Origin of the sequence: Actinosynnema pretiosum, assembly GCF_024171695.1 — a bacterium.
Classification (GTDB): domain Bacteria; phylum Actinomycetota; class Actinomycetes; order Mycobacteriales; family Pseudonocardiaceae; genus Actinosynnema; species Actinosynnema pretiosum.
In genome coordinates this window covers 137,084-156,651 of record NZ_JAMTCF010000010.1, presented here as the reverse complement: position 1 = coordinate 156,651, position 19,568 = coordinate 137,084, and the positions used below count along the sequence as shown (strand labels likewise).

Below are 19,568 nucleotides of genomic sequence, written 5' to 3'. Positions count from 1 at the left end.
CCGACCGCAGGAGAGGAGCCGAGGGTGGCCCCCGCGCCCGGACCCCAACGCGCCCTGACCGCCCTCGTCCAGGTCCTCGGCCTGGCCACCTGGTTCTCCGCCTCGGCCGTCGTGCCGTCCCTGCGCGCCGAGTGGGGCATCGACCTCACCGCCGCCGTCTGGCTCACCGCCGCCACCCAGCTCGGCTTCGTCGTCGGCGCCCTCGCCTCCGCCGCCCTCGCCCTGGCCGACCGCGTCCCCGCGCACCTGCTGCTCGCGGCGGGCGCGACGGGCGCGGCCACCTGCACCCTCGCGTTCGCCCTGCTCGCCGACGGCCTGGCCACCGCCGTGCCGCTGCGCTTCGCCACCGGCCTGTTCCTGGCGGGCGTCTACCCGGTCGGCATGAAGCTCATGGCCTCCTGGTCCGCCCCCGACCGCCGGGCCCGCGCGATGGGCCTGCTCATCGCCGCCCTCACCCTCGGCTCGGCCCTGCCGCACCTGATCGGCGTCCTGGCCTGGCCGTGGCGCCCCCTGATGTCCGCCGCCGCCTGCGCCACCCTCGTCGCCGCCCTGCTCTCGGCCGCCCTCCTGCGACCCGGCCCCCACCTGGCCAGGTCCGCGCCCGCCCGCGACCCCGCCTACGCGCTCACCCTGTTCCGCGAGCGCGCTCCCGGGCTGGTCAACCTCGGCTACCTGGGGCACATGTGGGAGCTGTACGCGCTGTGGACGTGGCTGCCGCTGTTCGGCGCCGACGCCGTGCGCGACCTCGACCCCCGGACCGCCGGTCTGGCCGCGTTCACCGCCATCGGCGTCGCGGGCGTGGCGGGCTGCCTGCTCGGCGGCTGGGCGGCGGACCGCTTCGGCCGCCCCCGCACGGCCGCCACCGCGCTCGCCGTGAGCGGCGCGTGCTGCCTGCTCTCCCCGCTCGCCCACGCCGCGCCCCCGCCCGTGCTGCTGGCGTTCGCGGCGGTGTGGGGCGCGGCCGTGATCGCGGACTCGGGGGTGTTCTCCACGATGCTCAGCGAGGTGGTCGACGGCCCCCGCGCGGGCACCGCCCTGACCGCCCAGACCGCAGCCGGGTTCCTGCTCACCGTGGTCGCCATCCAGCTCGTCCCGCTCGTCGCCGAGGCCGTGACCTGGCGGTACGCGCTCGTCGTCCTGGCGCTCGGACCGGTCGTGGGCGTCCTCGCCCTGACCCGTCCACGCGCCGCGTGACGCGGTGCGCCCCGGCGGGAGGATTCCCGCCGGGGCGCACCTCGCACTAACGGGCTACCGCACGCACACCGGCCCGTCCCCGCCGCTCCCGGTCCCCGAGCCGGTCGGCGCGCCGAGCGCCTCGGCGACGAACGCGCGGGCCTGCGCCGGATCGGTGTGCAGCACGTACATCCCCCCGTCCACCGTGCCCACCGACCCCGGCAGGGTGGCGAAGCGCCAGCCCCCGGCCCCGCTCAGCGCCGTGGCGGCGGGCCCCGGGTCCCAGCCCTCGTCGGTGCGCACCGCGTCGCGGGCCCGGTCGAACAGCCCGGTCAGCTTCGCCGGGTCGCCGAGCACCCCGGAGTCGCGCGCCGAGGTCCGCAGCCCCTGCAGGAAGGCCTGCATCCGGGCCACCCGGTCCAGGTCGCCCTCCGGGAGGCCGTGCCGCTGCCGCAGGAAGCCCAGCGCGCCCTCGCCCCGCAGGACGTGCTCACCGGCCGCCAGGTCGACCCCCGCGTACTCGTCACGGGCGGGCTGGCTCAGGCACACCTCCACCCCGCCGACCAGGTCGCTGAGCTCGGCGAACCGGTTCATCGACACCGCGGCCCAGTGGTCCGCCCTGACCCCGGTCACCTCCTCGACCGCGTCCAGCGCGGCCCCGGCGCCCTCGGCGACCCCGTCCCGCCCCTCCCGCTCGGCCCGCTGGTGGGCGAACCCGTAGGCCGCCGCCAGCCTGGTGGCCTCGCCGTCCTCGCCGGTGACCCGCAGGTCGCGCGGCAGGGACACCCCGCTGACCTGCCCGTCGGGGAAGATCCGCAGCAGCACCGCCGTGTCCGCGTGGCTCGGCCAGTCCGCCCCGTCCCTGGTGTCCACGCCCAGCAGCAGCACGGTCTGCTCCTGCGCGGCGGCGCTGTCGGCCACCTCCTGCCGCTCGACGGGCGCGTCCCGCAGGGCCATCGGCACCACGGCGGCGGCCACCGCCACCGCCGCCGTCAGCACCCCGGCCGCGATCAGCGCGCCGTGCCGCCGCCGGGGCGCGCTCGCCGTCCGCAGCCGCGCCGCCACCGCCCGGTGGTCCACCCGCTCCTCGGCCTGCGCCACGAGCGCCTCCTTGATCAGCTCTTCCTGGTCGGTCACCGCAGCACCTCCGCTTGTTCGCCCCGCCGGACCCGCAGCTTCGCCAGTGCCCGCGAGATGTTGCTGCGCACCGTGCCCACCGAGCACCCCAGCACCGACGCGATCTCCTCGTCGCTGCTGTCCTCGTAGTAGCGCAGCACCACCGCCGCCCGCTGCTTGCGGGGCAGGGCGGCGATCAGGCCGCGCATGGCGTCCCGCTCCGCGTGCCGCTCGGCGTGGTCGGCCACCACCGGCCCCACCTCGTCGAACCCGCCGTGCCCGGTGAGCACCTCGCGCGCCGCGCGGCGACGGCGCCACGACAGGTAGTCGTTGGTGACCATGCGCTTGAGGTACAGGTAGGGCGCGTCGAGCGAGCCGATCCGGGCCCACTTCTGGCGGGCCCGCAGCAGCACGTCCTGCACGATGTCCTGCGCCAGGTGCTTGTCGCAGGTGAGCGCGGTGGCGTAGCGCAGGAGCTGGTCGAGGCGATCGGTCACGAACTGGTCGTAGTCGACCTGCACCTCGCCTCCTTCTGGTTGTCGGGTCGCTTGCGGCCTGGAAACCCGCCGAGGTCCCGTTCCGTTGAATCACACGCCTGTGATGTGGGTCACCCGCGACGTGGGGGTGTGGCGCGGCGCGGGTACGGAGAGCGCGAGGCGCGTCCGGATCGCGCCCAGGAGGAGGGGAACCGTCGTGTACCGGCCGGAGGACAAGAAGAAGGTCGTGCTCGCGGTGGCGGCTGCGGCGGTGCTGGTGCTGGCCGCGCTGGGCCTGCTGTTAGCCGGAGCCCCGCTGGCGCTGCCCGCGCTGCTGTGCCTCGGTGTGCTCCTCCCTGGGGGCTACCTCGTCCGGCTGGAGAACCAGCGCCTCAAGACCCTCGGCGACCACTCGGCGCTCGGGGCCCGCAGGTTCCTGCCGATGTCCGGGCGTGAGGGCGTCGCGCTCGCCATCGCCGTGCTGGGTTTGGCCTCGCCCCTGATCGTCGACTGGGTGCGCGCCGGGTTGGCCGAGGCGCTGCACCCGGTGCGCGTGGTCGTCTGGCTGATCGGGGGCTACGCCCTGTGGTTCGTCCTCATCCGCAGGATCAGGCTGCGCCGCGCCTGAGGGATTGGCCGCCACCGCCTCGCGGGTACAGGGGGCGCGGGGCGCGCTCCGGCCGCGCCCGCCAACCCGGAGAGGGGAACCGCCTTGGTGGACTCGAACGTCGAGAAGAAGCTCCAGCTCGCGCTGGCCGCGCTCGGCGCGCTGTGCGTCGTCGGGATCGTCCTGCTGTTCGTCCAGGCCCCACCGGTCGTCTTCCTTGCGCTGCTCGTGGTCGGCCTCGTGCTGGGCGGGTACGCCGTCCGCCTGGAGAAGCGGTACTTCACCACCAGGGGCGTCCGGCACGAGACCGGCGCGCGCGGGTTCCTGCCCACCAGCGGCAAGGAGGCCCTGACCCTGGGCATCCTGCTGCTCGGGTTCGCCGCGCCGATCCTGGTGGACGGGTCGCGGCTGGGCTGGGCCGAGGCGCTGAGCCCGGTGCGGCTGCTGCTCTGGCTCGTCGGCGGCTACACCCTGTGGTTCGTCACCACCCGCAGCGCCAGGCTCCGCCGCGCCGCCCGCGCCCAGATCCGCTGACCCGCTGACCCGCTGACCCGTCCGGCGACCCCTGCCGCTGCCAGGGGTCGCTTGTCGGGGGTCGCTGCTAGCTTCCAGGCCATGCCAGACGGAGCACACGGGATCGCGCTCGCCGAGCGGGCCGTCGAGTCGGTGCGGCGCGACCCGCACCGGTCCATGTTCGACTTCCACGACCACCCCTGGGTCGTCGGCGAACCCGAGCCCCTGCCCGCCGACCGCCTGGCCACCGCGACCTTCCCGTCCGGCAGGCCGCTCCCGCCGGGCCTGCGCGCCTGGCTCGCCTTCGACACCGGCCTGCTGCGCCGCGCGGGCTGGTTCACCGACGACGGCGCCCTCGCCCCGCGCCCCCTCGACCGGATCGCCACCGAGTGCTTCGGCCCCGGCTGGGGCGAGGAGTACGCGCCGCTGGCCGACCGCTTCCCCGAGTGCTTCCTGCTCCCCGGCGGCTCGGACTCGCGCCGCGTGTACGCGGTCGGCGAGCCCGACTCCACCGGGGAGCACCCGGTGCTCGCGCTGGACGTCGACGACCTGCCGTTCGCCGGCCTGATGTACCCCGGCTTCGACGTCTACCTCGCGGTCAAGGCCGGGGTCGTCGACGTCGGCGAGCTGACCTCGTACACCCAGCTCGCCGACCACCCCGTCTACGGCCCCAGGACGCGCGAGCACGCCCGGACGCGGTTCGGCGGGCGGCTGTTCGCCGAGTACCCGGAGTTCTGACCGCTCACCGGTCCGCCCAGCCCCGCACCACGTGCCTGCGCAGCTTCCCCGACCCGGTGCGGGGCAGCGCGGGCACGAACACCACCGCGCGCGGCGCCTTGTACGCGGTCAGCCCGGCGCGGGCGGCGGCCAGCAGCTCCTCGGCCAGCGCCCCGTCGTCCGGCCCGCCGCCCGCGCGCACCACGTACGCCCGCAACCAGCTCCGGTCCCCCTCGCGCACCGCGCACACCGCCGCCTCCACCACCAGCGGGTGCTCGGCCAGCAGCGACTCCACGTCCGCCGGGTGCACCTTGATGCCGCCCACGTTCTCGATGTCGTCCGCCCGCCCGGTCACCACCAGGTAGCCGTCCGCGTCGCACGAGGCCAGGTCGCCGGTGGTGTACCAGCCGGGCTCGCGGGCCGGACCGCCGTCCGGCCCCTCGCCCGCGCTCACCGTCGGCCCGCGCACCTGCAACCGCCCCACCACGTCCGCCCCGACCACCGCGCCCAGCTCGTCCACCACCCGCACCGCGTACGGCGGCAGCGCCCGCCCCACCGTGCCGATCCGGTGCGCGCCCGCCGCGTTGGAGGTGAACGCCTGCCCGACCTCGGTCGTGCCGATGCCGTTGAGCAGCCGCTCGCCCAGCAGCGCGCCCAACCGCCGCTCCAGCGACAGCGGCAGCACCTCGCCCGCCGTCACCGCCAGCCGCAGCCCCGCCAGCAGCCCGCACGCCGGTTCGGTGAGCAGCCGCGAGTAGAACGTGGGCACCGAGAACAGCACGCTCACCCGGTGCTCGTCGACGATCGCGAGCGCCCGCGCTGCCTGCGCAGGTCCCGGCTCCAGCACCGCGCGGCAGCCCGCGAGCAGCGGGTAGAGCAGCGAGTTGCCCAGGCCGTAGGCGAAGTACATCTTGGACACCGAGTGCACCACGTCGTCGGGCGCCAGCCGCAGCACGGGGCCGCCGAACGCGAGCTGGTGCACCAGCGGGTCGGCGTGCGCGTGCGGGCACAGCCGCGACGCGCCGGTGGTGCCGGAGGTGAACAGGGCGTAGGCGGGGTGCTCGTCCGGCAGCTCGGCGGCGGGCGCCGGGGGAGCGGGGAAGTCCAGCTCGGCGGGGGTGCGCTCGGCGAGCCCGGCCACGTCCTGCGGGCGGCGCACCACCAGCGCCGGGTCCGCGCCCGCCAGGCAGGCCGCCAGCTCGCCCCGGTGCAGCCGGGGGTTCACCGGCACCGCGACCGCGCCCAGCCGCAGCACCGCCAGGAACAGCACCACGAAGTCGACGTCGTCGTCCAGCACCAGCACCACCCGGTCGCCCACCCGCACCCCCAGCGCCGCGAGCGCGGCGGAGCGCCGGACGGCCCGCTCGTGCACCTCCCCGTGCGCGACCCGCTCCGCGCCGCACTCGAAGGCCACCCGCCCCGACCACCCGCGCTCGACGGCGCGGGCGCGCAGCAGCTCGGCGAGGTTGTTGCCGTGCGCGGCCAGCTCCTCGGCGACGCCCGGTCCCCGAGTCGCGGCGAGGACCCCGGCCGGGCTCCCCAGCGGTTCCCGCGCCGGGAGGCCCCCGTCGGCTGATCGCCCGTCCGCCGCCGAGTCCACTCCGGACCGCGCGCCCGCCCGCCCGCTCACGCGGTCACCCACGCGAGCCGCGCCGCCAGCACCGACCCGATCGCCGCCACGTCCGTCAGCGGCACCGGACCACCCCGCAGCAGCGCCACGAAGTCCGCCAACGCCGCGCCCGACCCGTCGAACGCCGGTTCGGCGACCAGCTCGCCGCCCTCCCCAGTGATCACCACCCGCAGCGAGCGCGCCCCGCGCCCGGCCTCCAGCACACCGGGCACCCCGGCCGCCGTCACCCGAGCCCGCGTCGGTCCCAGCCCGGCGACCAGCTCGACCGGCCCGCCCAGCGCCCGCTCGGCGGCGTCCAGCACGTCCAGCGCCGGGTCGCCGCCGGGCGCGCGCACCCGCGCCACGAACGACGTGGGCGCCCCGATCCGCCCCTCGGCGACGGCCTTGCCCAGCGCGGCCAGCTCCGGGTGGTGCGCCCACGGCAGCAGCACCGAGCAGCGCGTCTCCGCCGTCCGCACCCGCGCCAGCAGCGCGGCCAGCTCGGTGGTCCCACCCACCAGCGGCGACTCCAGCAGCGCGTGGCTGCCCCGGCGCAGCGCCAGCTCCGCCAGGTCCAGCCGGTCGCCGACGACCCCCTCGGCGGGCACCAGCTCCACCGCGTCCCGGTCCTCGCGCAGCGCCCACCGCACCCCGTGCTCGCGCGAGCGCCTGGCCAGCTCGCCCGCGTCCCGGTCGGACACCCCGGTGATCCGCACCCCCGGCGTCGCGGCCAGCGCGCCGAGCGAGGCCCGCGCGCCCAGCACGGACACCCGCACGTCCGCCCGCCCGAACCCGGCCAGCTCCCGGTCGCTGCTGAAGAACCCGGCGTCGGGCTTCCCCCGCGCGCCACCGGGTCCCACCGCCCCGAGCCCGGCGCCACCCTCCGCCGTGCCCGTGCCCGTGCCCGCAGCCCCTGTGCCCGCAGCCGCGCCGCCACCGAGGCCCGCCCTCGTGCCGCCGTCCCGGTCCGCCGAGCCGCCACCGAGGCCCGCCACCGCGCCCGTGTCCACCGCCGCGCCCGTGTCCGCGCCGCCATCCCGGCCCGGCGCCGCCACCGAGGCCCGCCCTCGTGCCGCCGTCCCGGTCCGCCGAGCCGCCACCGAGGCCCGCCACCGCGCCCGTGTCCACCGCCGCGCCCGTGTCCGCGCCGCCATCCCGGCCCGTGTCCGAGCCGCTACCGAGGCCCGCCGTCGTGCCGCCGTCCCGGTCCGCCGAGCCGCCACCGAGGCCCACCACCGCGCCCGTGTCCACCCCCGCGCCCGTGTCCGCGCCGCCATCCCGGCCCGTGTCCGAGCCGCTACCGAGGCCCGCCGCCGCGCCCCTGTCCGCCACCGTGCCCGTGTCCGCGCCGCCACCGCCGCCCGCCGCCGCGCCCGCACCACCCGCACCACCGGTCAGCGGACCGCTCACCACGTCGCTGTCGCTGTCGCCGTCGCCGCCCGCCGCCGCGCCGGAGCCACCCACCCCCCGCGCGTCCGCCACCCCGCCCCCGTCCACCCAGGCCCTCGGCGCGTCCAGGTCCCGGTAGTCCTTGCGCACCGGCACCCACGCCAGCTCCGCGGGCCCGTGCCGGGGCCCCTCGGCGAACTCCCGCGCCCACCGCGCCCGCAGCACCCGCGTGTGCCGCTTCCACACCGCCAGCTTGTCGTGCCCGACGTGGTTGAACGTGGTCCCCTCGAAGTGCCGCGCCACCACCGCCCCGACGAACCGCACGCCCCCACCGGCGGCCCGCAACCGCAGGCACAGGTCCACGTCCTCGCACAGCGGCACCGGGTCGAACGCCTCGTCGAACCCGCCCACCGCCCGGAACGCCGACCGCCGCACCATCAGCGCCGCCGTCGGCGCCCACGTCTGCTCCCGCCGCTCCCGGTGCCGCGCGGACACCGGCTGCCCGCGCCCCACCAGCCCGATCAGCCCGTTCGGCGTCGACCCGCCGCCCGCGCACTGCACCAGCGACAGCTCGCCGGGGTAGCACAGCAGCGGCGACACCGCCGACAGCCCCGGCTCGCCCGCCAGCTCCGCCGCCAGCACCTCGACCAGCCCGGCGTCGTCCACCAGCACGTCGTTGTCCAGGAACAGCAGGAACTCCCCGCGCGCGGCGGCGGCCCCGGCGTTGCGCCGCTCGGCGCCGCCCCGGTCGTCCGGGAAGGACAGCACGACCACCGGCCGCCCCAGCGCCTCGCCGAGCCCGGCGAGCAGCCCGGCGGTGCCGTCGGTCGACCCGTTGTCCACCACGACCAGCTCCCACTCGCCGGTGGCGCGCGCCAGCGAGGCGACCAACCGGCGGGTGTGCTCCACCCGGTCCCGGACCAGCACGACGATCGAGACCACACCAGAAACCGAACTGGGTTCCACAGTTCGCCCTTCCCGATTTCGACCGCTCGGGGTACAAGGGGGGAACCCGACGCGGGTGGTGCTCCGGAACTGTCAGCGGTGCGCCATCCGGTGCGCGAAAGGGGAAAAGCGGGGAGTTCCGCCGGCGGAGCGGACAGCGCTGTTCGCGGTCGAGCTTAGAGCGGGCGCAACAGGCGCACCATCCACCAATCGGCAGACCACGGGAGAATGCGGATGACCGATCTCGGAACAGCGCCCGGACCGCGTGAACCCACCTCCGCGCGGGAGTTCTCCGGGCCCGTTCGGACCGCGTTGTTCTGCCACGCGGCGGGGTTCACCGGTCTGGTGTTGCGGGCGTGCGCGAGGCGCGTGCGAAAGCCCCTGCGGGTGTTCGCGCCGGACCTGCGCGGCCACGGCGGCGCGCCCCCGCTGCCGCCCGGCGCCGACTGGTCGGTCTTCGCGGACGACGTCCTCGCGTCCGCCGCCCCGCTCGGTCCCGGCCCGCTGATCGGGGTCGGCCACTCGCTGGGCGGCACCGCCCTGCTGCTGGCCGAGGCCGCCGCGCCCGGCACGTTCGACCTGCTCGTCTGCCACGAACCGATCCTGGCCGACCCCGCCGGACCCGTCGACGACGCGTTCGCGCGCTCCGCCGACCGGCGCCGCGCGGTGTTCCCGTCGAAGGCCGCCGCGCTCGCCCGCTACTCGTCCCGCCCGCCCCTGTCGGAGTTGCACCCGGAGGTGCTCGCCGACTACGTCGACTCCGGTCTCACCCCCGACCCCGGCGGCGGTGTCCGCTTGTGCTGTGCGCCACAGGACGAGGCGCGGGTGTACCGGACTGCGGCATCCTGCGGTTGGCGGGAGGCCCTCGGGCGCGTCCGCTGCCCGGTCGTGCTCCTGCGCGGGGAGAACTCGCCGGTGGTGTCCGCCGAATCGCTCGCGTCGGCGGCTTCGGAACTGCGCAGCGGTGCCACCCGAACCATTTCCGGAATGGGCCACCACGGTCCGCTCACGCATCCCGCCGCATTCGCTTCCGCACTCGACGAGGTGTTCGACTCCGCGCTCTTCCGGCCTGCTCCCGCCCCGCCGGGAAACACGTTCCGCAACCCACCTACCAATGACGTGGGCCAGGTGGTTGACGAGTATTGACCAAGGTCAACCGGCTCTCCAGGCTCAGGGTTGCACCACGACCGGGTGAAATGTCTGATCCGCGTCCCTGCTCGGATCGCCCGGTCGCGGTTCAGCAGAAGGAGCGAACGTGCGCCCTGCCAGAACCTCCTTGGCCGTCCTCGCCGCCACCGCCGTCGTCGCCGCCACCGCGACCACCGGTGTCGCGACCGCCGCACCCCAGCTGGCCGCCCTGGTCTCCCCGAAGACCGGCGGCGCCGTCCAGCCCGTCAAGGACTCCTACGTCGTCCTGCTCAAGGACGGCGCCCCCGAGGCCCGCGCCCTGTCGGCGACCGAGGGGATCACGCCGAAGCACGTGTGGAACGAGGCGGTCAGGGGCTTCTCCGCCACCCTGAGCCCCGACCAGCTCGCCGAGGTGCGCCGCAACCCGGCCGTCGCCCTGGTCGAGCAGGACGTGATGGTCACCGACCTGCTCGACGCCACCCAGGCCAACCCGCCCTCGTACGGCATCGACCGGATCGACCAGGTCAGCCTGCCGCTGTCCAACAGCTACACCTACAACTCCACCGGCGCGGGCGTGCACGCCTACGTCATCGACACCGGCATCACCCCCACGCACGCCGACTTCGGCACCAGGGCGAGCTTCGACTACAACGCCATCGACACCAACAACACCGACTGCTACGGCCACGGCACGCACGTGGCGGGCACCATCGGCTCGGCGACCTACGGCGTGGCCAAGGGGGTGCGGCTGCACGGGGTGAAGATGATGAACTGCTCCGGCGGCGCCACCACCACGGCGGCGGTCAACGCCATCAACTGGGTCACCGCGAACGCCCAGCGCCCGGCGGTGGCCAACACCTCCTGGAACTTCACCGCCTCCGCCGCGCTGGAGACCGCGATCCGCAGCATGATCTCCTCCGGGGTGTTCCTGGCGACCTCGGCGGGCAACACCTCCGGCAACTCCTGCGACCGCCTGCCCCGCAAGGTCGAGACGGCCACGGTCGTCGCGTCCTCGGACAGCGCGGACGCCCGCTCCACCTTCTCCAGCACGGGCGCCTGCGTCGACCTGTACGCGCCGGGCACCTCGATCCGCTCCACGCTCAACACCGGAGGCAACGGCCTGATGAGCGGCACCTCCATGGCGACCCCGCACGTGGCGGGCGTGGCGGCGCTGTACAAGGCGACCTACGGCGAGGCGCCGTCGGCGACGGTGCACGACTGGCTGAACAGCAAGGCAACCCCGAACAAGATCACGAACGGGGCGACCGGCGGCACGGCCAACCGCCTGCTGAACACCGCAGGGCTGTGAGCCCGCGCTGCCGCACAACAGCGTGATCCGCTCCGGGTGATCCTGGCGGATGCGGAAAAGTGGCGCCGTCGAGCCTCGGCTCGGCGGCGCCACTGCGCGTGGGGCGTGCCCGCTTCGGGGTCAGAAGCGCCTCGTCGGTTAGTGCGGGAATCGGACTGCTGGTTGTTCGTCACGCTGAAAAGCGTGGCTTTCGCTCATGGACGCACTCCGGTGCTCACCGATTCGGGCACCGTCAGCCCGCGCGGACGTGACGAGGGGAAGGCATCTCCGGTCGGGTTCGTGCCACAGCGCTTCTCGCTCGCCGGGGAGATGCGCGTGTTCGACACCGTCGCCTACGCGGCCTGGGTCAACGGCGTCGCCCGCCGGGAGTGCGGCACGGCCGCCGCCCACGCGCTCGACCCGGTCGGCTTGGCCGACCGGTCCAAGACGCGAGTGCGGGCCCTCTCGGGAGGCCAGCGCCAACGGGTCGGGATCGCCGCCGCACTGGCGCACGAGCCGGGGCTGCTCGTCCTGGACGAGCCCACTGCGGGCCTGGACCCCGGTCAGCGGCTGCGGTTGCGCGAGGTCGTCGCCGCGCTGGGCGCCACCCGTGCCGTGCTGCTGTCGACCCACCTCATCGAGGACATCAGCCACTCGTGCGATCGGGCCGGGGTGCTCGCGGCGGGTCGCATGGCCTTCGACGGCACCGAGCGCGAGCTCACCGCGCTGCTGGACGAGACCGCCGAACCGGTCACCGCCTCGGCCGGGACCCGCTTCGAGCGCGCCTACGACGCGCTGATCACCGGCCTGGGAGCAGCGGGTGAGTGAACCGACCCCACGTCGGCTGTGGCCCCTGGGCCCGTTGCCGCTCGTCCTGCCCGCCGCGGAGATCGCCGCCGCGGTCCTGATGGGCGTCTGGGGCATGCTCACCTGGCCGTACCAGGAGTGGGTCAGGACCTCGGCCGAATTCCACCAGCAACTCGCCTTCGCGGGCCCGATCGCCGCTGCGTCGGCCACCTACCTGGCGGGTCGGCTGACCGCCCCCGACCGGGTGTTCGCCCTCCCCGTGGCCCCGCGCGCGGGCCGTGCCACAGCGCTGCGCCTCCTCGGTCTGCTCGGCACCTCTTGCACGATCGGCTACCTGATCGGTCTGATCCCGCTGGTCGCCGTCACGGCCTCGGACGCCGAGCACGGTGCGCCCCACCCGCTCCCCGTCCTCACCGGAGTGCTCGGCCTGTGGGCGGCGATCGCCATCGGCCACCTCGTCGGCGTGCTCGGCCGGACCGCGCTGTGGGCGCCGCTCACCTGCGCCTGTGCGTTCGCCGCGGTGGTCGCGGGAACCGGCGGTGACGAGCTCTCCGCACTGCTCCCGGTGCTGCACGTGTCCCCGATCGCGGGCCGCGTCGAATCCACGCCGTTCGTCGTGTACCGGATCGCGTTCTTCACCGTCATCGCGGCGGCCTCGGTCGTGGCCGCCGTCGCGGTGTCACGCCTGCACCGGGTCGGCCGCCGTCCGCTGCGCGCGCTGACCCCGCTGCTGGTCCCGGTGCTCCTGGCGGGGCCTGCGCTGGTCAGCACCCCGGCGTTGTTCTCGCTGGAGCGTGACGCGCCCCGCGTCTGCCGGGTGGAGCGCGGTGTCGAGCACTGCGTGCACGCCGCGCACGGCAGCAGGTTGCCGATCGTGGAACGGGCCACTGCCGCAGTGCTGGACGCCTACGGGGCGCCTGCCGACGAGGTGCGCCGGGTCTACGACGAGGCGCTGCGCTGGGACGCGCTGGTCGCGGACGCCGAGGCAGGCACACCTGGCGCGCACGCGGATGTGGTGTGGGTGGTGGTGCAGCCCGCCAGTCCCACCGATCACACGGGGCAGGAGGTGGCCGCGCTGCTGTCGGGTCTGAACGCCTGCCCCGCCGGAGCGGGTGAGGGAGATCGGGTCGACCTGGCGTTCGCGCTGTCGACCTGGCTGCAGGGCGGCCCCACGTCCGATGGCCCGCTGGCGCGCCTGACCGATGACGAGCTGCGCGCCTGGATCACCGTCAACGGGGAGCGCCTCGGCGCCTGCGCCCTCGGTGTCGCCGACCTCCCCGGAGAACCGTGAGCGCCCCCCTGCTCGTCGCCCGCTCCCGAGCGCTGCACCGCTACCTGGTGCTGCTGGCGGTGCTGGCCGTGCCCTGCCTGGCGTTGGGCGACAGCACGATCGGCATCGCTCTGTCCCCGGTCAACCGCGCCAACCGCCTGCCGTACCCGGAGTTGTGCGCGGTCGTCGCGGCCTGCTCGGGAACCTGGGTGCTGCGCCGCCCTCGGCGTGCTGCTACCGCAAACGCTGGTCGCGCTGGGGGCTCTGCGCCTCCCCGAGGGAACCCCGTGGACGTGGGTCGCGTGCAACGCGCTGCTCTACTCCGCGCTCGCTTTCACGTTGTCCCCGCTCGTCGGGGCGGGTGCGGCGGCGGGCATCACGCTGGTCCTGTACTTCGCCGTCGGCGCGGCGCACAACCTGTGGCCCGGTGTCGTCAACGCGATCCCGGTCAGCCCCTACCCCGGCCCTGGAACGCACTGGTCGTCCGCGCTCGCGCTCGCGGCCGTGGCGGTCGCGACGCACGTTCGCACCAGGGGGTCCACCGCGTGGGCTCAACGTGAACGCGCGGGCGACTGATCGCGGGCGCCGGGTGGTGGGCCGCCGCCCGACCCACCACCCGGCACACCGCTACCGCGCAGGCGGCTGCGCCACCGGAGGCTGCGTCACCGGCGGCTGGGGCGCGGGCCTGCTCGGCTCCTGCGCCAGCGCCACCAGCTCGGCCAGCACCGCGGGCGTCAGCTGGCTGCGCAGCACCTGCGCCTGCCGCCGCGCGGTCAGCCCCTCCTTGTTGGTGCGCAACGAGGCCAGCAGGTTGGCCTCCTCCTCGGTGAGCTCGGCCGCGTGCGCGTCGAGCTTGACCTCCACCCGGCGCGCGGTCGCCTCGGCGCCCTGCGCGCTCCACATGCCCTGGATGGTGTTGTTGATCAACGACCGGTCGGGCTGGCCGTCGCCGTCGGTGTCGTACCGCCGCTGCTCGATCTCGTTGACCACCGCGGAGGCGATCTCCTGCGCACTGGGCATGTTGTCCCCTTCGAGTAGGTCCTGGAGCTCCTGGCGGGTCCCCCGGTAGGCGTTGCCGTCGATCCGCCCGTTCGGGTAGTTGGCGACGGCGAGCGACGAGGTGAACTGGGCGATCTCGGTGTGCAGGCCCCCGAAGCTGGGCCAGTACTCGTTGCCGAGCGCGAACTGCTCCTTGCGCCGCACCACGTTGTCCGGGTACCGCGAGTGCCACAGCGGGGGCAGCCCCGACAGGTCGGGCGAGCCCATGCGGCCCGACCAGTACCACTGCGGCAGGTAGATCAGCGGCGACCCGTACCCGGCCGAGCGGGCCTGGTCGACGAAGCCCCTGATGGCCCCGAGCGACCCGGCCCCGTCCTCGATGTCGAGCAGCAGCGGCACGTCGGTGCCCACCACCGCCCGCACGTTCCCGAGCTGCCCGCCCACGTCGTCGCCGCGCATGTAGTGGTAGGCGCCGACGAGCATCCCGGCGGACCGGGCGCGGCCGAGCTGGTCGTGGTAGTTCGGTGAACGCCAGGTGGAGCCCTCGGTGGCCTTGATGAAGGCGAAGTCGAAGCCCTCGGAACGCGCGGCGGCGAAGTCGAAACCCGGCTGGTATGCGGATACGTCGACTCCGTAGATCACGGGCGACCTCCTAGTGGGGTCGGTGGCAGGGGACGCGCTTCTTGGTCGAGTACGTACCCGGGGGCCGAACGGATCAACAGACAACGGCTCCAAAGGCCGCGCCCGATCGGGTGCGAATGGTTTTGAGACGGTCGCGTAGGGGGTTCAGCGGATGCGTCCGACAGGGGGCTGGAGGTGGTGTGACGTCGGGGGAGCGCCAGCCGGGCAGTAGGGTCCCCGCGTGGCGCGGGTTTCCGCGCGGACCGGAATAACCCTGGGGTTGGTGCGGTGGAGTCCCTGCGCGAAGCGGTGCCCGACGACGTCCCGGCGCTGCGCGCCTTCGCGGAGGACTGCGTCCGCCCGCACTACGCGCCGCTCATCGGCGTCGAGGCGGCAGCGGGCCAGGTCCGCGCGTGGTGGAACGAGAAGCGCCTGACCGCCGCGATCGCGGACGGCCTGGTGGTCGTCGCGACCGAGGACGACCGCGTGGTCGGCGTGGCCCAGCGGGGCCGCAGCGGCGAGGACCACGCGGTGTACAAGCTCTACGCGCGCCCGGAGCACCGGGGTCGGGGCCTGGGCGTGCGGCTGCTGGCGGCGCTGACCGAGGCCCTGCCGGACGACGCGAGGTGGCTGCACGTGGAGCACTTCGCGGCGAACGGCCGCGCGGGCGCGTTCTACGAGCGCGAGGGCTTCGAGGTGCGCAAGGTCGAGCCGAGCCGGGACGGCGATCCGGCGCTGGCGATCGTGTGGCGGGCGCGCGAGGTGCGGCGGGGCTAGTCGGGCCCGTCCTGGCGCGGGCGGCGCAGGTTCCACAGCGGGAGCGCGTGCAGCGCGGTGAGCACGCGCTCCTCCAGCGCCACCGCCCCGGCCCGGTCGGCGGTGACCGACCAGCACGCCCACAGCCCGGCCTCCCGCAGCGCCAGCGCCGCCGCGCGCCGGTCCCCGATCCGGGGACCGCTACGCCGCAGCGGCCCCCCGCCGCTCCACCAGCGCCGACACCCCGACCACCGACAACCCGGCCACGCTCAACGCCACCCCCACCCACGCGGTGGACACCAACCCCCACCCCGCCGCGATCGCCAACCCGCCCAGCCAGGCCCCCATCCCGTTGGCCACGTTCAACGCCGAGTGGTTCGACGACGCCGCCAGCGAGGGCGCGTCCGGCGACGCGTCCATCAACCGCACCTGAAGCGCCGAGGCCAGCACCTGCGACACGAACCCCACCAGGAACACCAGCGCGATCGCCGCCACCGGCGACGACGCCAGCAGCCCGAACAGCACCAGCACCACCACCATCGCCACCATCGACCCGAGCACGCTGCCCGCCACCGACCGGTCGATGAACCTGCCGCCGAACGTCGCCCCGATCGTCATCCCGAGCCCGAACACCGCCAGCACCCACGGCACCGCCGACTCCGCCAGCCCGGTCACCTCGGTCGTGATGGGCGAGATGTACGAGTACACCGCGAACATCCCGCCGAACCCGACCATCCCGGTCGCCAGCGCCAGCCACACCGGCAGCCGCCGGAACGCGCGCAGCTCCGCCGCCACGCTCGCGTCGCGCGGCGCCTGGACCCTGGGCAGCGACCGCGCGAGCGCGAGCGCCGTCACGACCTCGATCGCCGCCACCGCCAGGTACGCCGACCGCCACCCGATCTGCTGCCCGGCGGCCGTCGCGGCGGGCACGCCCACCAGGTTCGCCACGGTCAGCCCGACCATCACCCGCGCCACGGCGGTGCCGCGCCGGTGCGGCGGCACGAGCGCGGCGGCGACGACGGCGGAGATGCCGAAGTACGCCCCGTGCGGCAGCCCGGCGATGAACCTGGCCGCCAGCAGCGACCCGGTGTCCCACGCCACCGCCGACAGGCCGTTGCCGACCGCCAGCGCCACGGTCAGCGAGATCAGCAGCCCCTTGCGCGGCAGCCGCGCGGCCAGCCCGGCGATCAGCGGGGCGCCCACGACCACGCCCAGCGCGTACAGCGTGATCGCGTACCCGGCGGCCGGGATGGAGATGGCGAACGTCTCGGCGACCTGGGGGAGCAGCCCCATGGTCGCGAACTCGGTGGTGCCGATGCCGAAGCCGCCGAGGGCGAGCGCGGTCATCGCGGCTCCGGACCCTCGGGCGGGCGTGGTCTGCGCGGGCGCGGTGACCGTCATGGGGCTGGGTTCTCCAGGGGACGTGGGCCCGTGTCGGCGCTGACCGGCGGCCGGTGTTCGTTGGGGGTTGAAACGATTTTAGCTGTGAGGATCATCCCACCTGTGCGTGCGAATCGTCACAGGGTTCGGGAAGCCGTTGCCACGCAAGGGGATTTGTCCGGTTCTCACTGCTGCGGCAGGTGCTTCGACCACCCCGACGCGCACCCAGGGCACACTAGCGCCACCACCCCCAGCGTCGCCGGGTACCCGAATCGCCCGCTCAGCGCCGCCAGCAGCGCGGGCAGCAGGAACCCGGCGTACGCCAGCGCGTAGTACACCCCGGTCAACCCGGCCAGCTCACCCGGCCCGGCGATCCGCTGCACCTCCAGCAGCCCCGACACCACCGCGATCCCGTACGCCCCGCCCAGCAGCAGCGCCGCCCCGACCGCCAGCCACGGCGAGCGCGTCTGCGCCGTCACCGCAGCCAGCGCCACCCCGGCCACCATCACCAGCATCGACACCACCACGGCCCGCGCCGTCGACGCGCTGTCCAACCGCCGCGCCAGCGGCTGCACGAGCACCCCCGTGCCGAGCGTGGCCACGGTCAGCCCCACCGCGTGCAGCAGCGCCCACCCGCCCACCTCGCCGCCGACCTGCTGCGGCACGATCGCGTAGGCGATCCCGGCCGACCCGAAGATCCACGGCGCCATCGGCAGCACCACCCGCACGAACCGCCGGTGCCCGGCCGCCGGGACCCGCAGCGCCCGCCACAACGGCGCCCGCGACCGGCCACCGGTCTCGGCCCGCCGCGCCGCGAGCACCCACCGCAGCACCGGCAGGCACAGCACCGCGTGCACCGCGTACGGCAGCACCAGCGCGGGCTCGGCGAACTGCGCCAGCAACCCGGCCGACGCGGGCCCCAGCGCGAACCCGCAGGTCAACCACACCGTCGCCCGCCGCGCCCCGGTCCCCGGCGCGAGCGCCGGATCGGCGGCGGCCAGCTCGCTCACCCAGGCCGTGCCCACCGCCATCGCCACCCCGACCGCGACCCCGCTCAGCGCGCGCCCCGCGAAGATCCCCGCGTACCCGAGCACCGGCCCGGCCGCCAGCAGCAGGCTCCCGAGCAGCGACGTCCACACCCCGCCCGCCAGCACCGGCCGCCGCCCGCGCCGGTCCGACAGCGCCGCCGCCACCAGCAGTCCGGGGACCAGCCCGACCACGTACCCGCCGAGGAACACGTCCACGTCGAGCTGCGAGTACCCCGCCCGGTCCCGGTACACCAGCAGCAGCGGCGTGAACTGGTTGCCGCCCCAGCCGATCACGGCCATGGCGGCGGCCACCCGCCGCCAGTCCCGCGAGCCGGTCCGGGTCGGGGCGTGCCGCACCTGCGCCTGCGCTGTCACGTGCCTGGTCCTCCGGTGGAGCGGGGTGGGCGGGGGCCTGGGTCAGCGTTGCGGGGGAGCGAGCCCGAAGGCCACGTCGTGGGTCCCGGCGAGGTGGGCGAGCAGCGCCGAGTCGAACCCCGCCACGTCCCCGCCCACCACCAGCCCGCGCAACCCCCGGTGCTCCTCGACCAGCACGGTCAACCGCTCCAGGTCGGCCGCCGCGAACCCGCGCAGGTCCCGCTCCAGGGCGCACCGCTCCTGCCGCTCCAGCACCTCCACGACCGCCTCGGCGAACGCCTCCCTGGCCTCGGCGGGCCCGGCCGCGAGCCGCCGCACGGAGGCGAGCTCCAGCGCGTGCCGCACGTCCAGGATGTCCCGCGCCTCGGGGGGGGCGGCACGGCCACCACGAGCGCCCCGCGCCGGGGCAGCAGCTCCAGGAAGTCCTCGGCCGCCAGCCGCAGGAACGCCTCGTGCACGAGCGTGCGGCTGACCCCGAGCCGGGCGGCCAGGTCGACCTCGCTGAGCAGCTGCCCGCCGCGCGGCACCCCGTCCAGGATCTCCCGCCTGACCAGGTCGTGCGCGCGCCGGGACGCCGAACCGGCGACCGTCACGGGCCGAGCCCGCGCCTTGCGCGCAAGCAAGCGCGCAAGGGCGACCGGGCGGAGGCAGGCACGGAAACCACCACCGCGCACCGCAGAAGTCGGGTGTGCCGGACCGCCCGGTGTGGCTGACTGGACGCCCCCACCCCAGGAGGCACCCCGTGGAACGCGCCAACGCCGACCCCGCCGTCGTCGCGGCCAAGCGCACCCGCCTGAGCGAGCCCCACGTCGCCCCGCTGGTGGCGCTCGCCGACCGGATCGCCGCCGCCGAGGGCCTGGACCCCGGCGCGGTCCCGTACCCCGACCCGAGCTTCGGCGGGGTGCGCGCCCGCGCCCTGGTCCTGCTCGACAACCCCGGTCCGAGGGCGAAGGCGGGCACCGGCGGTTCCGGCCTGCTCAGCATCGAGAACGACGACCCCACCGCCGCCAGGGCCCACGCCGCCTACGCCTACCTCGGCATCGACGTCGCCCAGTGCCTGCACTGGAACGTCTGCCCGTTCCCCACGGTCAAGGACAACTCCACGGCGGGGGAGCGCGCCAGGGCGGTCCGCTGGACCGGTGAGCTGCTGCGCCTGCTGCCCGCGCTGGAGGCCGTGGTGCTGCTGGGCCGCGCCGCCGAGGACGGCTGGTCCAGGGTCCGCCCGCGCCGCCCCGACCTGCTGGTGCTCGTCGGCCCGCACCCGTCGAACCGGGGCGTCAACGCGGCCCCCGGCAACGCCCAGCTGTTCGGCGCCACCATGCGCGCCCTGGCCGAGCACCTGGCCGAACCGCCCCGCGCCACCGGCTGACC

21 protein-coding genes and 3 pseudogenes are annotated in these 19,568 nt (G+C 75.5%); 13 read left to right on the top strand and 11 right to left on the bottom strand.

Annotated elements, in window-relative coordinates; genetic code table 11:
• Nucleotides 1-24 precede the first annotated feature (24 nt).
• The gene (locus tag LV78_RS21620; RefSeq protein WP_253847243.1) at nucleotides 25-1,194 is read left to right on the top strand and encodes an MFS transporter; all 1,170 of its coding nucleotides are present in this window, start codon (nucleotides 25-27) and stop codon (nucleotides 1,192-1,194) included.
• 54 nt (nucleotides 1,195-1,248) lie between these two features.
• Here the strand turns inward: LV78_RS21620 and LV78_RS21615 are convergent, their stop codons facing one another.
• Together LV78_RS21615 and LV78_RS21610 are read right to left on the bottom strand one after the other, a co-directional pair.
• Nucleotides 1,249-2,310 carry an LCP family protein gene (locus LV78_RS21615; protein ID WP_253847241.1) on the bottom strand — a complete coding sequence of 354 codons (1,062 nt, stop codon included), beginning with the start codon at nucleotides 2,308-2,310 and terminating at the stop codon, nucleotides 1,249-1,251.
• Nucleotides 2,307-2,810 (bottom strand): SigE family RNA polymerase sigma factor, encoded by a 504-nt coding sequence (locus tag LV78_RS21610; protein ID WP_253847240.1) that lies wholly within the window; start codon nucleotides 2,808-2,810, stop codon nucleotides 2,307-2,309. Before LV78_RS21610 ends, LV78_RS21615 begins: the two co-directional genes overlap by 4 nt.
• Nucleotides 2,811-2,982: 172 nt before the next feature.
• On the opposite strand from LV78_RS21610, the gene LV78_RS21605 reads away from it, so the two are divergent.
• The 3 genes from LV78_RS21605 to LV78_RS21595 all read left to right on the top strand — a co-directional run bounded on the left by LV78_RS21605 (nucleotide 2,983) and on the right by LV78_RS21595 (nucleotide 4,623).
• The gene (locus LV78_RS21605; protein ID WP_253847234.1) at nucleotides 2,983-3,393 is read left to right on the top strand and encodes a hypothetical protein; all 411 of its coding nucleotides are present in this window, start codon (nucleotides 2,983-2,985) and stop codon (nucleotides 3,391-3,393) included.
• A gap of 87 nt (nucleotides 3,394-3,480) precedes the next feature.
• Nucleotides 3,481-3,906, top strand: coding sequence for a hypothetical protein (locus tag LV78_RS21600; RefSeq protein ID WP_253847233.1), 426 nt, complete (start codon nucleotides 3,481-3,483; stop codon nucleotides 3,904-3,906).
• Between the two features lie 81 nt (nucleotides 3,907-3,987).
• Nucleotides 3,988-4,623: a hypothetical protein gene (locus LV78_RS21595; RefSeq protein WP_253847231.1), complete on the top strand. Its 636-nt coding sequence runs from the start codon at nucleotides 3,988-3,990 to the stop codon at nucleotides 4,621-4,623.
• Between the two features lie 4 nt (nucleotides 4,624-4,627).
• Here the strand turns inward: LV78_RS21595 and LV78_RS42215 are convergent, their stop codons facing one another.
• The 3 genes and pseudogenes from LV78_RS42215 to LV78_RS41690 all read right to left on the bottom strand — a co-directional run bounded on the left by LV78_RS42215 (nucleotide 4,628) and on the right by LV78_RS41690 (nucleotide 7,311).
• Nucleotides 4,628-4,897 (bottom strand): AMP-binding enzyme, encoded by a 270-nt coding sequence (locus LV78_RS42215; RefSeq protein ID WP_504923062.1) that lies wholly within the window; start codon nucleotides 4,895-4,897, stop codon nucleotides 4,628-4,630.
• 159 nt (nucleotides 4,898-5,056) lie between these two features.
• Nucleotides 5,057-6,022, bottom strand: a pseudogene (locus LV78_RS42210) (AMP-binding protein); the annotation flags it as partial.
• Nucleotides 6,023-6,228: 206 nt separating this feature from the next.
• The gene (locus LV78_RS41690) at nucleotides 6,229-7,311 is read right to left on the bottom strand and encodes a Gfo/Idh/MocA family oxidoreductase (protein WP_253847227.1); all 1,083 of its coding nucleotides are present in this window, start codon (nucleotides 7,309-7,311) and stop codon (nucleotides 6,229-6,231) included.
• Nucleotides 7,312-7,373: 62 nt separating this feature from the next.
• Here LV78_RS41690 and LV78_RS41685 point away from each other — a divergent pair, with 62 nt between their 5' ends.
• Nucleotides 7,374-7,739, top strand: a complete 366-nt coding sequence (locus LV78_RS41685) for a hypothetical protein (RefSeq protein WP_253847225.1) — start codon at nucleotides 7,374-7,376, stop codon at nucleotides 7,737-7,739.
• 138 nt (nucleotides 7,740-7,877) lie between these two features.
• Nucleotides 7,878-8,183, top strand: coding sequence for a hypothetical protein (locus LV78_RS41680; RefSeq protein ID WP_253847223.1), 306 nt, complete (start codon nucleotides 7,878-7,880; stop codon nucleotides 8,181-8,183).
• Nucleotides 8,184-8,230: 47 nt separating this feature from the next.
• On the opposite strand, the pseudogene LV78_RS42055 reads toward LV78_RS41680, so the two are convergent.
• A pseudogene (locus tag LV78_RS42055) lies at nucleotides 8,231-8,527 on the bottom strand (glycosyltransferase family 2 protein); the annotation flags it as partial.
• A 252-nt stretch (nucleotides 8,528-8,779) separates the two neighbouring features.
• Between LV78_RS42055 and LV78_RS21570 the strand changes: the two are divergent.
• The 5 genes from LV78_RS21570 (at nucleotide 8,780) to LV78_RS21550 (ending at nucleotide 13,614) form a co-directional block, all read left to right on the top strand.
• Complete coding sequence (locus LV78_RS21570) at nucleotides 8,780-9,691, top strand: alpha/beta fold hydrolase (protein WP_253847221.1); 912 nt, start codon at nucleotides 8,780-8,782, stop codon at nucleotides 9,689-9,691.
• A gap of 109 nt (nucleotides 9,692-9,800) precedes the next feature.
• Nucleotides 9,801-10,982, top strand: a complete 1,182-nt coding sequence (locus LV78_RS21565; RefSeq protein WP_253847219.1) for a S8 family peptidase — start codon at nucleotides 9,801-9,803, stop codon at nucleotides 10,980-10,982.
• Nucleotides 10,983-11,087: 105 nt separating this feature from the next.
• On the top strand, nucleotides 11,088-11,789 hold the full coding sequence (locus tag LV78_RS21560) for an ATP-binding cassette domain-containing protein (RefSeq protein ID WP_308208739.1): 702 nt from the start codon (nucleotides 11,088-11,090) through the stop codon (nucleotides 11,787-11,789).
• Nucleotides 11,782-13,059, top strand: a complete 1,278-nt coding sequence (locus tag LV78_RS21555; protein WP_253847215.1) for a hypothetical protein — start codon at nucleotides 11,782-11,784, stop codon at nucleotides 13,057-13,059. Before LV78_RS21560 ends, LV78_RS21555 begins: the two co-directional genes overlap by 8 nt.
• A gap of 207 nt (nucleotides 13,060-13,266) precedes the next feature.
• On the top strand, nucleotides 13,267-13,614 hold the full coding sequence (locus LV78_RS21550) for a hypothetical protein (protein ID WP_253847214.1): 348 nt from the start codon (nucleotides 13,267-13,269) through the stop codon (nucleotides 13,612-13,614).
• Between the two features lie 51 nt (nucleotides 13,615-13,665).
• Here the strand turns inward: LV78_RS21550 and LV78_RS21545 are convergent, their stop codons facing one another.
• Nucleotides 13,666-14,679 (bottom strand): glycoside hydrolase family 25 protein, encoded by a 1,014-nt coding sequence (locus LV78_RS21545; RefSeq protein ID WP_253847212.1) that lies wholly within the window; start codon nucleotides 14,677-14,679, stop codon nucleotides 13,666-13,668.
• Nucleotides 14,680-14,946: 267 nt separating this feature from the next.
• Between LV78_RS21545 and LV78_RS21540 the strand changes: the two genes are divergently transcribed.
• Nucleotides 14,947-15,435: a GNAT family N-acetyltransferase gene (locus LV78_RS21540; RefSeq protein ID WP_253847211.1), complete on the top strand. Its 489-nt coding sequence runs from the start codon at nucleotides 14,947-14,949 to the stop codon at nucleotides 15,433-15,435.
• A gap of 180 nt (nucleotides 15,436-15,615) precedes the next feature.
• Here the strand turns inward: LV78_RS21540 and LV78_RS21535 are convergent, their stop codons facing one another.
• The 4 genes and pseudogenes from LV78_RS21535 to LV78_RS42050 form a co-directional block, all read right to left on the bottom strand.
• On the bottom strand, nucleotides 15,616-16,815 hold the full coding sequence (locus LV78_RS21535) for an MFS transporter (RefSeq protein ID WP_253847209.1): 1,200 nt from the start codon (nucleotides 16,813-16,815) through the stop codon (nucleotides 15,616-15,618).
• A 164-nt stretch (nucleotides 16,816-16,979) separates the two neighbouring features.
• The gene (locus tag LV78_RS21530; RefSeq protein ID WP_253847207.1) at nucleotides 16,980-18,197 is read right to left on the bottom strand and encodes an MFS transporter; all 1,218 of its coding nucleotides are present in this window, start codon (nucleotides 18,195-18,197) and stop codon (nucleotides 16,980-16,982) included.
• Between the two features lie 42 nt (nucleotides 18,198-18,239).
• Nucleotides 18,240-18,542 (bottom strand): hypothetical protein, encoded by a 303-nt coding sequence (locus LV78_RS21525; protein ID WP_253847546.1) that lies wholly within the window; start codon nucleotides 18,540-18,542, stop codon nucleotides 18,240-18,242.
• A 53-nt stretch (nucleotides 18,543-18,595) separates the two neighbouring features.
• A pseudogene (locus tag LV78_RS42050) lies at nucleotides 18,596-18,790 on the bottom strand (GntR family transcriptional regulator); the annotation flags it as partial.
• A 149-nt stretch (nucleotides 18,791-18,939) separates the two neighbouring features.
• On the opposite strand from LV78_RS42050, the gene LV78_RS21515 reads away from it, so the two are divergent.
• Entirely contained in the window at nucleotides 18,940-19,566 is a 627-nt protein-coding gene (locus LV78_RS21515; protein WP_253847205.1) for a uracil-DNA glycosylase, read from the top strand.
• Nucleotides 19,567-19,568 lie beyond the last annotated feature (2 nt).